12 protein-coding genes are annotated in these 14,174 nt (G+C 47.1%); 10 read left to right on the top strand and 2 right to left on the bottom strand.

Translation table 11 applies throughout. The features are described 5' to 3' along the window. The first annotated feature begins 26 nt into the window (after positions 1–26). Genes GON05_RS29355 through GON05_RS29340 form a run of 4 tightly spaced genes read left to right on the top strand, consistent with a single transcriptional unit; the run spans position 27 to position 5,035 of the window. A complete protein-coding gene (locus tag GON05_RS29355) occupies positions 27–965 on the top strand; it encodes a carbohydrate ABC transporter permease (protein WP_157324243.1) in 939 nt (312 codons plus the stop codon). After that, positions 962–1,780, top strand: coding sequence for a carbohydrate ABC transporter permease (locus GON05_RS29350; RefSeq protein ID WP_127456665.1), 819 nt, complete (start codon positions 962–964; stop codon positions 1,778–1,780). Before GON05_RS29355 ends, GON05_RS29350 begins: the two co-directional genes overlap by 4 nt. Then, positions 1,755–3,536, top strand: coding sequence for a cache domain-containing sensor histidine kinase (locus tag GON05_RS29345; protein WP_221435274.1), 1,782 nt, complete (start codon positions 1,755–1,757; stop codon positions 3,534–3,536). Before GON05_RS29350 ends, GON05_RS29345 begins: the two co-directional genes overlap by 26 nt. After that, on the top strand, positions 3,533–5,035 hold the full coding sequence (locus GON05_RS29340) for a response regulator (protein ID WP_157324239.1): 1,503 nt from the start codon (positions 3,533–3,535) through the stop codon (positions 5,033–5,035). The genes GON05_RS29345 and GON05_RS29340 overlap by 4 nt, the downstream gene beginning before the upstream one ends. On the opposite strand, the gene GON05_RS29335 is transcribed toward GON05_RS29340, so the two are convergent. Then, entirely contained in the window at positions 5,036–5,980 is a 945-nt protein-coding gene (locus tag GON05_RS29335; RefSeq protein ID WP_157324237.1) for a helix-turn-helix transcriptional regulator, read from the bottom strand. A gap of 109 nt (positions 5,981–6,089) precedes the next feature. Here GON05_RS29335 and GON05_RS29330 point away from each other — a divergent pair, with 109 nt between their 5' ends. Continuing rightward, positions 6,090–7,916, top strand: a complete 1,827-nt coding sequence (locus tag GON05_RS29330) for an APC family permease (RefSeq protein ID WP_157324292.1) — start codon at positions 6,090–6,092, stop codon at positions 7,914–7,916. Between the two features lie 439 nt (positions 7,917–8,355). Here the strand turns inward: GON05_RS29330 and GON05_RS29325 are convergent, their stop codons facing one another. Beyond that, positions 8,356–8,877, bottom strand: a complete 522-nt coding sequence (locus GON05_RS29325; protein WP_157324235.1) for a hypothetical protein — start codon at positions 8,875–8,877, stop codon at positions 8,356–8,358. A gap of 295 nt (positions 8,878–9,172) precedes the next feature. Here GON05_RS29325 and GON05_RS29320 point away from each other — a divergent pair, with 295 nt between their 5' ends. The 5 genes from GON05_RS29320 to kdpB all read left to right on the top strand — a co-directional run bounded on the left by GON05_RS29320 (position 9,173) and on the right by kdpB (position 14,147). Continuing rightward, positions 9,173–9,589 carry a hypothetical protein gene (locus tag GON05_RS29320; protein WP_157324233.1) on the top strand — a complete coding sequence of 139 codons (417 nt, stop codon included), beginning with the start codon at positions 9,173–9,175 and terminating at the stop codon, positions 9,587–9,589. A 27-nt stretch (positions 9,590–9,616) separates the two neighbouring features. After that, complete coding sequence (locus GON05_RS29315; protein ID WP_246239553.1) at positions 9,617–10,120, top strand: hypothetical protein; 504 nt, start codon at positions 9,617–9,619, stop codon at positions 10,118–10,120. 157 nt (positions 10,121–10,277) lie between these two features. Further along, entirely contained in the window at positions 10,278–10,355 is a 78-nt protein-coding gene (locus GON05_RS40150; RefSeq protein WP_379171775.1) for a potassium-transporting ATPase subunit F, read from the top strand. Positions 10,356–10,403: 48 nt separating this feature from the next. Further along, entirely contained in the window at positions 10,404–12,074 is a 1,671-nt protein-coding gene (gene kdpA / locus GON05_RS29305) for a potassium-transporting ATPase subunit KdpA (RefSeq protein WP_157324290.1), read from the top strand. A gap of 30 nt (positions 12,075–12,104) precedes the next feature. Further along, on the top strand, positions 12,105–14,147 hold the full coding sequence (gene kdpB / locus GON05_RS29300; RefSeq protein ID WP_157324227.1) for a potassium-transporting ATPase subunit KdpB: 2,043 nt from the start codon (positions 12,105–12,107) through the stop codon (positions 14,145–14,147). The last annotated feature ends 27 nt before the right edge of the window (positions 14,148–14,174 follow it).

Here is a 14,174-nt window from a genome sequence, read left to right as displayed (position 1 = left end):
TGATCATGAAGGAGGAAGGTGAATTTATGGCTGAATCAAGGACAGTGCTTGCGCAGACCCGTGCCGGTAAAAAAACGGAAACAACCTTTAGCCGCCTCGTGCGCAGCGGGGCTTTGCTGAATTTGCTCTATATTCCGGCGCTTCTTTTGTTTTTCATTTTTATTTTTTATCCGTTTTTTAAAGGGATCAAAATTTCATTTACGAATTGGGACGGCTACAATCAGGACTACAAATGGATCGGTTTCACCAATTATAGCCGGATGTTCACGGATCCCGAGATCCTTAAGGTAATCCGCAATACGGCGATCTATGGTATCGGCAGCGCTGTTTTTCAAAATGTGATCGGCTTGTTATACGCCTTATTCTTAAATCTGAATATCCGAACCCGAGGACTTGTCCGTACGGTCATTTATTTACCGGTCATTATCTCCTCCTTGATTATGGGGTATATCTGGTATTTCTTCTTCCAGTATCAAGGCGGCGCAATCAATGACATTATTTTATTGTTCCATGATCAGCCTTCGAACTTGCTGGGAGATCCGAATCTGAACGTCTGGATTATTACATTCGTCAACACGTATCAATACTTGGGGATCGCGATGGTGCTCTATTTGGCCGGATTGCAGTCCATTCCAAGAGATTATTACGAGGCAGCGACGATTGACGGAGCGGGTCCCTTGCAGCGTTTCGCTCACGTGACATGGCCGCTGATTGCACCGGCCTTTACGGTCAGCATGGTGCTCAATCTGATTGGCGGTCTGAAATTGTTCGACGTCATCGTCGCATTGACCAACAGTGGTCCAGGTTATGCCTCCGCGTCGTTGTCCTCGATCATGTACTTGCTCTATTTTGGACGGGAAGATGCCGGATATGCCGCTACGATCGGTATTCTGATGTTCATCATGATCTCCATCGTGAGTATCACAGCCTTGCTGTTTCTTAGAAAGAGGGAGGTTAATGCATGAAGAACAAACGAAAAAGCCTGTTAACGCTGCTCTCCCTCGTCATCTGCTTGGCTCATATTTTGCCCTTCTATATTTTGATAACGACTTCACTCAAAGCTTTCGACGATCTAAGCTCCAAATGGATGTTTCCAGGTTATCTGTACTTCGATAACTTTCGAGATGCTTGGAAGGAAGCGCATCTGACGGATGCTTTCCGAAGCAACTTCATCGTGACCGTCATTTCGGTCGTCCTGATTGTCGTAATCGGCTCCCTTGCCGCTTATCCGCTTGCCCGGCGCCAAACGAGCTGGAATAAGTTCATTTATGCGCTTTTCGTATCCGCTTTGATCGTTCCCCCATTGACTATTCTGGTTCCGTTGTATAAATTTATGGTAGATATTGGCGGGATGAATCAGTATTGGGGTATCATTCTATTGTTCATTACCTTCAATCTGCCAATGACGATTTTCTTGTACACCGGCTTTATTTCCACGATTCCCCGGGATCTGGATGAAGCGGCGATGATTGATGGCGCGGGTAGGTTCCAGCTGTTTTTCACGGTGATCTTGCCGCTGCTGAAGCCTGTAACGGCAACCGTCATTATTTTGTCCGGTGTTGCTGTATGGAACGACTATCAATTCTCAATCTTTTTCTTGCAAAAACCAGAGATGCGGACCATCACGGTAGCGCTTTCATCATTCTTTGGGCAGTACACGAGCAATGTAGGTTGGGTGGCTGCCGGGTCCTTCATGGGCGCGATTCCGATGACGATTGTGTATTTATTTTTGCAGCGCTACTTTGTCTCGGGACTTGCTTCCGGCGCGATCAAAGGTTAATCGCCAGGAGGTTGATACAATCAGACAATCGATTCGATTCCGATTATCTCTGCTATTTTTCATTACCATTGTCATCCCGATTGTCGGTATTGTCGTGAAATTACCTTCCTATTACCTCGATTTAATAAAAGAACAAGAGTCCTCTCTGCTAGAGGGGACTTTAACTGCTCTCACGTTCGATATTCAAACGTATTTGGACGATTTGGAACGTATGACCGTCACCCCTTATTTGAACAATGAAGTAATGCTTGCTTTGAAATTGAAATCGACTTCACAGTGGAAGCTCCTTACCCCGTATGAGCAATACGAGGCTGAAGAAGTCCTGAATAAGACCCTCCCCAGCTATTTGAAAAATATGCGAAAGGACATACTCGGAACCATTCTTCTGCCGATGGATGGTTCTGTTTACATTACGCCGCCCCTTAGTTTCTCGGATCAAGCGGTGAAAGGTTTCCCTTTTAAAGAGCAGGATTGGTATATCAAGGCGGTGAAGGCGGACGGGAACGTAGCGTTCACCGGTGTGCATAAGCAGGATTATCTGAATAACGCCGATAGTGAGGTTTTCTCTGTAACACGTCTGATTAAGGACCCGGACTCAGGTCGGCCGCTGGGTATTATTATGGCGGATGCCGACACAGTGCTTTTGGATCAAATGATGAAAGGCATTAGGCTCAGCAAGGGGGCTAAGGTGGTCATCCTTGATGATAATCAGCAATTGATCTATTCGAATCAGCCCATTTCGGGCGACATGCAGAGCCAAATTGCTTCCGGAAGCCGGACGGTCATGGACGTGAAGGATTCCTACACGGTCGTTCGCGAAACGATCTCCCGCTCGAATTGGGTGATTGCGATCCTGTCGCCGGAGGCTTTTATCCAAGCCCATTTGAAGCGGGTCTATTGGATTGGCACGGCTTTTGCGGCTAGCGGCTTGCTGATCGCGTTGATTTTGTATTTTACAGTATCCCATTGGATTGTTACGCCTTTCAAACAGATGATTCAAGTGATGAAGCGCGTTCAGCGCGGGGATATGAATACGTTGTATCGGGTGAAGGGGAATGATGAAATTTCCCAGTTGGGCAGCAATTTGAATACGATGATCTACAAGCTCGGTGAGCTGATTGATCGGGAATATAAGGCTGTGCTCGGGAAACGGGATGCAGAGTATCGGGCTTTGCAATCGCAAATCCAGCCGCATTTTCTGTACAACACGTTAAATGGCTTCATCGGCCTTAATCGAACGGGCCAGAGCATGCAGCTGGAGCGGGCTATTTTATCGTTAAGCGGAATGCTGCGCTACACCCTGGAACATAACGATTGGGCGCAGCTGCAGGAGGAAATTGATTTTATCAACAAGTATTGCGGGCTTCAACTGGTTCGTTTCGCCGAGAAAATTCAGGTGCACATTAGCTGCGATCCAGATGCCCTGTCGCTCTTAATTCCGAAGCTGCTGCTGCAGCCGATCATTGAGAATGCTATCATTCACGGCATTGAGCCATGCGATCATAGCTGCGAGCTAAGGATGGACATCCAGATGCAGTCGGTCCCTGGCGAGAAGGAAGAAATATTAGCGATACATATCAGCGATAACGGGGTGGGATTTGAGTCCAGCAAGGTGCAGGAGGGTTTAGGCATTCGGAATGTTAGGGAACGGTTGCAGCTGTCTTTCGAAGGAGCATCCATGAGTATTCATAGTGCTAAGGATCAAGGAACCAGTGTTCAAATCCTAATACCTTTAAAGGATGTGAGGCGAGGATGAAGTTGATCATTGCTGATGACGAGAATCTGATTCGGGCGAGCATTCGCAGTATGGTTCAGGATGTAGAATCCTCCTGGCAGATTGTTGGCGAAGGAGCCAATGGCGAGGAACTCCTTGAGCTGGTTAGCGAACATAAGCCGAATGTTGCGATTATTGATATCCGGATGCCTCGTATGAATGGGCTGGAGGCGATGCGTCTGGGCAAAGCGATCTCGCCTCGCACCAAATGGATCATCTTGAGCGGATTTTCAGATTTTGCTTATGTGCAGGAGGCTCTGCAGCTCGGGGCGTCTGACTATTTGCTGAAGCCGGTGAATCCGCTGGATTTGGAGAGGGCGCTGACGAATACCGCCAAGCACAACAAAGAATTCATCCAAATGCTTAACCAGCAATTCGAAAATAGCTTGTTTGCCCTTTGCAATGGGCTCACGACCTTGAAGTTTGAGGAGCTGGACAGTGTCTATGTGCAAGGCTGGTTCATCGGAGCCGTTTGTATATTTGACACGACCAAAACCGGGAAAGCCTTATCGGACATGACCTGCGCCTTCTATGATGACTTGCGTGAGCGTATGACAAGTTTGCTCGTATATGGCATGAATTTCGCCATGGTGTCGCTGCCTGATGGTGAGTGTGCGGTGATCGGTTCCTGGGATCCGGCGAAAGGGTTCGATTGCAGGGAGCAGGTGCAGCAATTTTTTGACGAGCTGGCAGGTGTGGCTGAACCTTATCGCCAAGACGGCTTGGCAATATCGATTCTGCAGACTGGAGAATGCCGCGGCTTCGATCAATTGAATGCCCAACTCGCTCAGCTTGGGGAATGGAGCCATCTGCGTGTGGTTCGCGGCATCGGCCAACGGATCAGGTACATGGAGCTGGAGGCAGAGGTTCAGGTTCCTGAAAGCTCGAAAATCAGTCAACTATTTTGCGCTATTAAGCAGCATATGTATTTCAGGGCGTATTTGAATTACCAAACGGCGGTGAGTGAGCTGGAGGGATTGCTGCTAGCGGGCAAACGAAGTTCGAACGAGCAAACACGTCAGGCTGTTCACCTGTACATGGTGCAGGCATTGGGCGCCCCAGAGGCAGATGATGCCTCACGCTCAGAGGCTGAAGTGATCAGGGAGCTTCGGAAGATCGGGGAAAGCAAGCTGCGGGAGATCAAGCCCCGGGAGCCGGTCACGGCGGATCTGGTCGAACAGGTCGTTCAATATCTCGAGCAGCATTACATGGACGATATCGGGATCGGCTCAATTGCCCAGCAGCTCAATGTGTCTGCCAACTATTTAAGCATGCTGTTTAATAAAAAAACCGGAACGCCCTTCGTTAAATACTTAACGAATATTCGCATGCTGAAGGCCAAAGAGCTGCTGCTGAATACGAATTTGCAAGTGAAACAAATCGCGGAGAAGGTCGGCTACTACAGCACGCGGCATTTTACCAAGCTGTTCGTCGAGAACTGTTCCAGCTATCCGTCGGATTACCGAAAGAGTCACGCTTAGTCAAATAAATTGAGAGAACCTGCGATACTGCTGGGCCGACATGCCTTCCCACTTTTTAAATATACGACTGAAATAGTGAAAGTCATCATAGCCGACTTCAAGCGAGATTCGCTCGATTTTATCATCCGTTTCGCGCAGTAGCCGCTTGGCCTGCTGATGCCGGACGGATTGCAGGTATTTATTAGGGCTCATGCCCAGCATATCTTTAAAAAGCTTACTCATATAGTCTTCATGAACGTTGATGAAAGCGGCCATTTCGACATTGGTCCACTTTTTTCGGTAACTCGTTTTGAGTTCATGAGCTAAATGCAGTAAGCTTTCTTGATATTTCGGATGAAGGGTGCGGTTCGTCTCAGCTTGATGACGGATCAACAGCGTGAGCATTTGGAGCATCAGCCCTTTGGAGACCATTTCGAAGCCTTGTTTCTGCTCGGTCATTTCATGGATGGTCGCTTCCATCAACGAAACGACAGCCGGCGGCAGCGAGATGGAATAACCGTACGGAAACAGAGGTGCCCCGTCGATATAAGGCATCGCGCAAAAACAATCCATAAGAGGATGGCTTTCATCCACGACAAGATCCCCTTGCTTCACACGCAGATCGCTGAAGAAATCGAAATGAATCCCCAATAGATGAACGTGCGGCGCTGTTAATACTTCGATGGTGTGATACACATTGGCTGGTATTAGGAGCAGCCTCCCCGCAGGAACCAACATCGACTTTCCTGATAAAGTGGCCTGCAGTTCGCCTTGAATGACATAGAGAAACTGAAAATCGTAAATGCGCCGCGCCCATTTGAATTGAGGCGTTCTTTGGTGCAATTGGGCCCAATGGACGCTGGGCGCCAAATCACGATAGGTGGTATGCCGAATCGGGGAGATGCCTGTCAATGTCATCACCATCCAATAGATAGACTGGGTAGTCACTCGGTACCATTTTATCATATAGCTTGTTCGACTTTTGTAGAAACTTGGCAGTAGGTTTTGTGGTTCTTATTCTATCTTAGGGGGTAATTTAAGGGAGGATGAACTCAAAACATTTGGCGGTGGTATGATGTTTTCTGCATTGAAGAGGTTACTTATCGGTCAGCCTTTGAAATCAGCCGAATTAGGGGAGCAAAAGCTGAATAAAACAAAGGCGCTAGCGATCCTGTCTTCTGACGCTCTATCATCAGTCGCATACGGACCTGAACAGATACTGATTGTGCTTATCACCATAAGCACCGCGGCTCTTTGGTACTCGGTACCCATCGGCGTGGGTGTGCTCATTCTATTACTGGCTCTCATTTTGTCTTATCGGCAAATTATTTTCGCCTATCCCCATGGGGGCGGGGCCTATGTCGTTTCCAAGGAAAATTTGGGTGTAAACGCCGGCCTTCTCGCAGGAGGCTCCTTGCTGGTGGATTACATCCTAACCGTAGCGGTCAGCATCTCAGCGGGGACAGACGCAATTACTTCTGCCTTCCCGTCGCTCCACCCCTACAATGTGAATATTGCTACCCTGCTCGTTGTCGCCATCACGATTCTGAATCTCAGAGGGATCACTGAATCTGCCTCCATCTTGGCCTATCCCGTCTACTTATTTATTTTGGCACTGATTATATTAATCTGTGTAGGCTTGTACAAAGGGGTAACAGGCACAGTTACACCTGAGATGCATGCTCCTATAGGGACGCCGGTTGCCGGGATTACTCTGTTCTTGTTATTGAAAGCTTTCGCATCGGGCAGCTCGGCCTTAACAGGTGTTGAGGCCATCTCCAATGCCATTCCGAACTTTAAAGACCCGGGACCAAAGAATGCCTCCAAAACCTTAGCGGCAATGGGATTGCTGCTTGCCATTTTGTTCTCGGGCATCGTGTATTTGGCTTACGCCTATGGCATCGTTCCAAAAACTCAGGAAACCGTAGTCTCGCAGATTGCCTCCCAAACATTCGGTAGGAATTACATGTACTATATCATCCAAGGCACCACAGCAATGATACTTGTGCTTGCCGCGAATACGGGGTATTCGGCCTTTCCTTTGCTCGCTGTTAATTTGGCCAGGGACAAATATATCGCTAGAATGTTTACGATCCGAGGGGATCGATTGGGGTATTCCAACGGGATTATATTTTTGGCGATTATGTCCATCATCCTGATTATCGCTTTTAAAGGCAGAACGGAGCATCTCATTCCACTGTATGCCGTGGGTGTATTTATCCCCTTTACGCTCGCGCAAACTGGGATGCTGGTAAAGTGGGTACGCGAAAAACCCAAGGGCTGGATCGTGAAACTGACGGTCAATTTGATTGGCGCGTTAATAAGCTTCACCGTCATGCTAATCTTTTTTATCACAAAGCTGGGGCAGGTATGGCCTGTGTTTATCTTTCTCCCCTTAATTGTTTATACGTTTCATAAAATCAAAAAGCATTATGAGGCTGTCGGCGAGCAGCTCCGAATCACGACATGTGAGCCTTCCGTCGAGATCAAGGGGAATGTGATGATCGTGCCTGTCGCGGGAATTACTCATGTCGTGGAAAATTCCATGAATTACGCGAAATCGTTGGCGCCAGACCAGATTATTGCGGTGTATGTGGCCTTTGATCGGGAGGCCGAGAAGCAGTTCCAAGAGAAATGGGAGTGTTGGCAGCCGGATGTGCGGTTAGTCACCCTGCATTCCCACTATCGGAGCATTATTCAACCGTTAACGAAATTCATCGATACCGTGGAGCATAAGGCGAACGAGTCGAATTTCCGGGTAACTGTCTTGATTCCGCAGTTTATTCCTAAACGAAACTGGCAGCATATACTCCATAATCAGTCTAGCTTGCTGATCCGCGCTTTCCTGCTGTACAGGCGGGATCTGATCGTGACGACGGTGCCGTATCATTTGAAAAAGTAGATGTTCATAAACGTACAGGAATTGGCGGTATTACGCCATTTCTGTACGTTTTTTTAACATATAAGAATGAGTTTAAGGGCTAACACGGGTCATCCTGTGGTGCCATGGGATGCTTCGTTGCACTTTGTGCAACAGGAGAGCGGTTTTTTGGTTGCAATCGCAGCCCTCGTTGCACAAAGTACACTCATTTTGGTGCTGTTGCCCGAAAAAAACGGTTTGTAGTCCGTTATGTTGTACTAAGTACAATTTAGGGGAGTGCGGAGGGCAAAATGCGGTTATAATATTGCACAAAGTACAACATAGGGATTGCAATCGAGATATCGGCAAGTGGAGATGGAGCTCGTTCGTCGTTGACGGAGGATGAGGTAGAGGTAGAGGTAGAGGTAGACATCGTCCATGTGGACGGTGTCTTTTTTATTTCTGGGATGGTGCGGTTGCCCTACATCGTAGGGCTCCCTGTTTTGATTCTTTTCCCAAGGTGGTGCTCTCTTTGCACCCTCCGGATGAACGCTTGAAGCTCCTGTTCGGTTTCACATACCGCCGCGTGTTCTAACCAAAGGAAGAATCTTTTTTTCGATATGGCGGAAGCATGCAGCGGAAAGGTATCTCTTGATTTGACAACATACAAGCCAGAGGGGACATTCTTCCAAGGTGCTGTGAAATTCATGCGAATTGATAGTCTGGAGCGCTTTTCCCAATCCTGCTCCTTTTGTTTATTTCGTATGGACCTGTACATGTTCATGATCACGTAGTGCTCCGACATTTCGGTCCAATTGGCATAACCGGCTCGCTCTGCTTTTTGAATAATGTTTGACTTCTCCTTAGAGAACCAGTACCCAACAATAACAGGGAAACGGTTAGCCTCTTCTAACCATAAGACACCGAACCACTCGTAAGTTAAGGGGATCGGATTTAACATTTCGGGGATTAACCCTAAATAATAACGGGGAGCGGAAGCCATCGTCACTTCTCCTTTGCACGTAAGACCTACAGCAATAATGTGTGTGTTTGCTCCTCAATTGTAAGGCTGAGAGGAATAAAAATGGGGTAAAGAAACGTGGGGAAACCCATAAAAAAACGATAAAAATGGCGTAAATGGAAGAAAACCGAAGCTTGAATAGGGAAAATTCATGCACGAATTATTTGAAAGCGCATCCATTCGTCTATACGGCAAAAAGAAGGTCGCGGCACGTTTTACAAGGCGGATCTCCAAGGCGTAAGATTCAGAGCATCAAATGAGGAGAGTGAATCTACACATGGTTCCCGAATGCAAGATTACCCGAATTGAATGCTATCGCTTTGATGATGAGTTATCCGACAAACTGCTGCCTGGACATGGCCGCGACTGCCATTGCGGCATGCTTTCCATCTCAACAAGCCTGGGAACAAGCGGTTTAGGAGATTATGAAATTCCGTGTGGCAATCTGAAGGGAGACTTCGTTCAATGGGCTGTTGTCTTTCAGAAGCTCAAAGGGCTATCCCTTGAGGATGGTTTGCACTATGTCCGTCAGAAAAAAGAGGCATGGGGAGAAGTAAGGACTCATGTGATCGAGTCGGCATTAACAGACCTGTCAGAGAAGCTTCAACATAAATCTATAGGCAACAAAGAATTGGATGTTCTATCGAATCGTTCTTATATTTTTGACCATTCAGAGGCCTATGTTTCTTTCTAAGCATGCGCATTTTTATGTTTTTTTTATATGCAGGCTATGGATTCTTTACCTCATTTTTATACCGTTCGGCGTTACAATGAGTCAGGAAAGGAAGCGATGAAGGCCATGCAAAGCGATTTGCTGCTAATAGCTGCTCCAACCAAGGCAGGCGAGGAGTTTATGAAACAGATCAGGTTGGCTGGGTTTCCTTATGTTGCATTAACGAACAACAAGATGGAAAAACTCAAGCTAGAAGGGCAGGGAGTAAAAAAGATCATCCAGGTGGATACGTCACTACCGGGTTCACCCCATATTCCCGATTATCCGGTTGGGAGCATTATTCTATTCGAAGAAAGCTTGACGTTATGCTGCCGCTATATTCAGATATGCCGCAGTTGGACGTCAGGGCCGATGTATGTGATTACCCAAAGTGTAAATCCCAGATTGATTTATAAAGGGCTAGGCGCTGACTATGTTATTTATTCCAAAAACGGTGATGTGAAGTTCCTTCTATCATCTCTATTACAAACCAATAAATTAGGATCTGTCTGACTTGGAGGAGGTGCGTGATGTACAACGATGTAACGATGGTCTTATTAATGGCATTAACCTTTCTGGGGTTTTGGGGCTTTATGAAATTTTGCGAAAAAGCGTAAGCTGATGCTTTCGATGCGAGTTTTTGCATGAAAACTTATTAGGAGGCAACCAAATGATTGTGATTGGATTAATTGCGCTAGCGATCATGGTGTATCTTGGCTTTGTTTTAGTGAAGCCGGAGAAATTTTAATAGATAAATCAGAACTTATGTAAAGCAGGGGGAGAACCTACTATGGGTATGGGATTGTTGCAAGTAGTCATCACACTGGTAATTATCATGCTTTTGGTGAAGCCGGTGGGCAGCTACTTGGTGAAAGTGTTTGGTTATGAAAAAAGTGGCTTGGATCGTGTGTTCGGCCCCTTCGAGCGTGTGTCCTATCGCCTAATGGGTGTGAAAGAAGAGGAAGCGATGGGCTGGAAGAAGTACTTAGGAGCTGTACTAATCGTCAACTTTGTCATGATGATCCTCATGTACGCCGTATTTCGGCTTCAAAAGTATCTGCCGCTTAATCCCGATGGAATTGATAATGTATCCCCAACAATCGCTTTTAATACAGCTATTTCTTTTATTACAAATACGAACTGGCAAGCTTACAGTGGTGAAAACACGATGTCCTATCTATCACAATTAGTAGGGCTTACGTTTCCGATGTTTACATCGGCGGCAACCGGTTTCGCCGTAGCTGTAGCTTTTATCCGCGGATTAGTTGGCCGTCAAGACAATCTCGGAAACTTTTATGTGGATATGACAAGGGCGATTACTCGCGTATTTCTGCCGCTTAGCTTCATTGTTGCTTTAGTTCTAGTTTTCCAAGGTGTGCCTCAAACCTTGCTGGGCGCTGTTCAAGCGACAACCATTGAAGGGGCAGAACAAACGATTACTCGCGGTTTAGTTGCTTCTTTTGAATCGATTAAGCATATCGGCACCAACGGTGGCGGATGGTTCGGGACGAATGCTGCGCATCCCTTTGAAAATCCAACGCCATTTACCAATATGATTCATATCATTTGTATGATGCTTTTGCCTACTTCACTCGTCTACGCATTCGGACTGATGATTAAGAACAAGAAGCAAGGCTGGACCGTATTCGCTGCTATGGGAATTATCTTCTTGGTCATGCTTAGTACGGTGTTCTACGCGGAGTATAAAGGTATTGCTGCCGTAGATGCGTTAGGCGTTCATGGCAATATGGAAGGCAAGGAAGTTCGCTTCGGATTATCCGAAACGGCCCTTTTCACAACCGTTACTACAGCAGCTACAACAGGTTCTGTTAATGCGATGCATGAATCGCTTACACCGCTAGGAAGCATTGTTCCTTTTGCGGAAATGATGTTAAATAACGTATTTGGAGGCAAAGGGGTCGGCTTATTAAACGGACTGCTTTATCTCATCTTGTCCGTATTCATTTGCGGGCTAATGGTTGGACGTACACCAGAATTTATGGGTAAAAAGATTGAAGGCAAAGAAGTGAAGCTGGCTGCGATCGCGATTCTGACGCATCCGCTCATCATTTTAGCACCGACGGCTTGGGCGTTGATTCGTCCTGAATCGGTCACATCCATAGCGAATCAAGGGATGCATGGCCTATCTGAAGTTCTGTATGCCTTCACCTCCGGTGCAGCCAATAACGGATCTGCCTTTGGCGGTTTGAGCGCTGGAACGAACTTTTATGCAATGAGCATTGGCCTTGTCATGCTGGTTGGACGCTATATTTCCATTATCGCCATGCTCGCAATAGCAGGATCACTTGCTACTAAGCGTGTTGTGCCCGTTACAACAGGTACGCTTCGGACGAATACACCTTTATTTATGGGGATTTTAATCATGATTATTTTAGTTATCGGTGCTCTAACGTTCTTCCCGGCGCTGGCATTGGGACCGATTGCTGAACATTTGGCAGCGCGTTGAGGATAGACGTACTAGAGAGGGAGGATTTACATGGCAGTGGAACGTAAAAAAACATTAACAAAAGAAATTGTGAATCAAGCTATCGTGGATTCATTTAAGAAATTAAATCCATGGGTAATGATTAAAAATCCGGTCATGTTCGTCGTAGAAGTAGGTACCGTCATTACCTTTCTGTTATCACTTGCACCTGACCTATTTGGCTCGACGGAAGTAGGCAGGGCTTATAATATCGCGGTCTTTCTGATTCTGCTCTTTACCTTGCTTTTCGCGAACTTCGCGGAAGCTCTGGCGGAAGGTCGCGGCAAGGCGCAGGCTGACTCTCTACGGAAAACGAAGTCCGATACGAAAGCTCGTCTGGTTCAAAAGGACGGCTCCTACAAGGAAGTGTCTTCTACTACACTCCGTAAGGGGGATATCGTTCGCATCGAAATCGGTGAGATCATCCCTTCCGACGGGGAGATCATTGAAGGCTTGGCTTCCATTGACGAATCCGCCATTACTGGTGAATCGGCTCCTGTTATTAAGGAAGCGGGAGGCGACTTCTCTTCCGTAACCGGCGGTACACGGGTAGCGTCCGACTATATCGTTGTCAAAGTGACGACTGATCCCGGCGAATCTTTCTTAGACCGTATGATTGCACTCGTTGAAGGCGCGAAACGGCAAAAAACGCCGAATGAAATTGCTCTAACAACACTGCTTGCTGTATTAACGCTGATCTTCTTAATCGTCATTATGACCATGGTGCCAATGGCCCAGTATTTGAATGTGAAACTGGAGATTTCCACGCTGATCGCGCTGCTGGTCTGTCTGATTCCGACAACCATCGGCGGTCTCTTATCCGCGATCGGTATCGCCGGAATGGACCGTGTCACACAGTTTAACGTGCTTGCGATGTCCGGTAAAGCGGTTGAAGCCGCAGGCGACATTGATACGATGATTTTAGATAAAACGGGAACCATCACCTTCGGGAATCGCATGGCGTCCGAATTCGTTCCTGTAAGTGGGGTGACAGCCAAAGACGTCACGTTTGCTTCTCTTCAAGCTTCGGTCAAAGATGAAACACCGGAAGGGCGCTCCATTGTTGAGCTTGCCAATAAACTTGGCGAATCCTGGCAAACAAATGCTTACGAAGGTGCGGAAGTTGTCGAGTTTACGGCTGAGACGCGTATGTCGGGGCTTAATCTCGCAGGAGGCTCTAAAGTACGTAAGGGCGCTGTTGACGCGATCAAAAAATATGTAACAGCTTTAGGCGGTAAAATTCCTAATGATCTGGAGACGATTACGAACCGAATTGCTAAGGCCGGAGGAACTCCGCTTGCTGTAGCGATTAATGAGCGAATCTACGGTGTTATTTACCTCAAAGATACCGTAAAACCGGGTTTAAAAGAGCGGTTTGCCGAGCTGCGCTCGATGGGGATCAAAACCGTCATGTGTACGGGGGATAACCCGCTGACGGCTGCAACAATTGCGCTTGAAGCAGGCGTAGATGAGTTTATTGCAGAGGCGAAACCCGAAGATAAAATCGCTGCGATTAAAAAGGAACAGCAAGAAGGCAAGCTTGTAGCGATGACAGGCGACGGAACGAATGATGCTCCTGCTCTGGCGCAAGCGGACGTAGGTTTGGCGATGAATTCAGGTACTATGGCAGCGAAGGAAGCCGCCAACATGATCGATCTGGACTCGGATCCAACCAAGCTGCTTTCCGTCATTTCCATTGGGAAACAGCTGCTGATCACACGAGGAGCTTTAACGACCTTCTCCATCGCCAATGATATCGCCAAATATTTCGCGATCATTCCTGCGATGTTTATCCTGGCTATGCCGCAGCTGCAGGCCTTGAATATTATGAATCTGGCATCGCCGGAATCGGCTATTTTATCCGCGTTAATTTTCAATGCCATCATCATTCCGCTGCTGATTCCAATTGCGATGAAGGGCGTTAAGTATCGCGCAATGTCAGCGGATCGCTTATTGTCCCGCAATGTGCTGCTGTATGGGATTGGCGGGGTTATCGTACCGTTCATCGGGATTAAAATTATCGATATGATACTTCACGGATTAAATATCGTTTAAAGAGAAAGAGAAACGAGGAGATAGCGT

This window comes from Paenibacillus anseongensis (assembly GCF_009757995.1).
GTDB classification, from domain to species: domain Bacteria; phylum Bacillota; class Bacilli; order Paenibacillales; family NBRC-103111; genus Paenibacillus_E; species Paenibacillus_E chondroitinus.
Note: the sequence above shows the minus strand (reverse complement) of the source record. Positions and strands in the feature narration are given on the sequence as shown.

Excerpts from the sequence above, each read along its gene's own strand:
- GON05_RS29355 (WP_157324243.1), top strand. The coding sequence starts at position 27 with ATGGCTGAATCAAGGACAGTGCTTGCGCAGACCCGTGCCGGTAAAAAA.
- GON05_RS29350 (WP_127456665.1), top strand. The coding sequence starts at position 962 with ATGAAGAACAAACGAAAAAGCCTGTTAACGCTGCTCTCCCTCGTCATC.
- GON05_RS29340 (WP_157324239.1), top strand. The coding sequence starts at position 3,533 with ATGAAGTTGATCATTGCTGATGACGAGAATCTGATTCGGGCGAGCATT.
- GON05_RS29335 (WP_157324237.1), bottom strand. The coding sequence starts at position 5,980 with ATGATAAAATGGTACCGAGTGACTACCCAGTCTATCTATTGGATGGTG.
- GON05_RS29330 (WP_157324292.1), top strand. The coding sequence starts at position 6,090 with ATGTTTTCTGCATTGAAGAGGTTACTTATCGGTCAGCCTTTGAAATCA.
- GON05_RS29325 (WP_157324235.1), bottom strand. The coding sequence starts at position 8,877 with ATGGCTTCCGCTCCCCGTTATTATTTAGGGTTAATCCCCGAAATGTTA.
- GON05_RS29320 (WP_157324233.1), top strand. The coding sequence starts at position 9,173 with ATGGTTCCCGAATGCAAGATTACCCGAATTGAATGCTATCGCTTTGAT.
- GON05_RS29315 (WP_246239553.1), top strand. The coding sequence starts at position 9,617 with ATGCAGGCTATGGATTCTTTACCTCATTTTTATACCGTTCGGCGTTAC.
- GON05_RS40150 (WP_379171775.1), top strand. The coding sequence starts at position 10,278 with ATGATTGTGATTGGATTAATTGCGCTAGCGATCATGGTGTATCTTGGC.
- kdpA (WP_157324290.1), top strand. The coding sequence starts at position 10,404 with ATGGGATTGTTGCAAGTAGTCATCACACTGGTAATTATCATGCTTTTG.
- kdpB (WP_157324227.1), top strand. The coding sequence starts at position 12,105 with ATGGCAGTGGAACGTAAAAAAACATTAACAAAAGAAATTGTGAATCAA.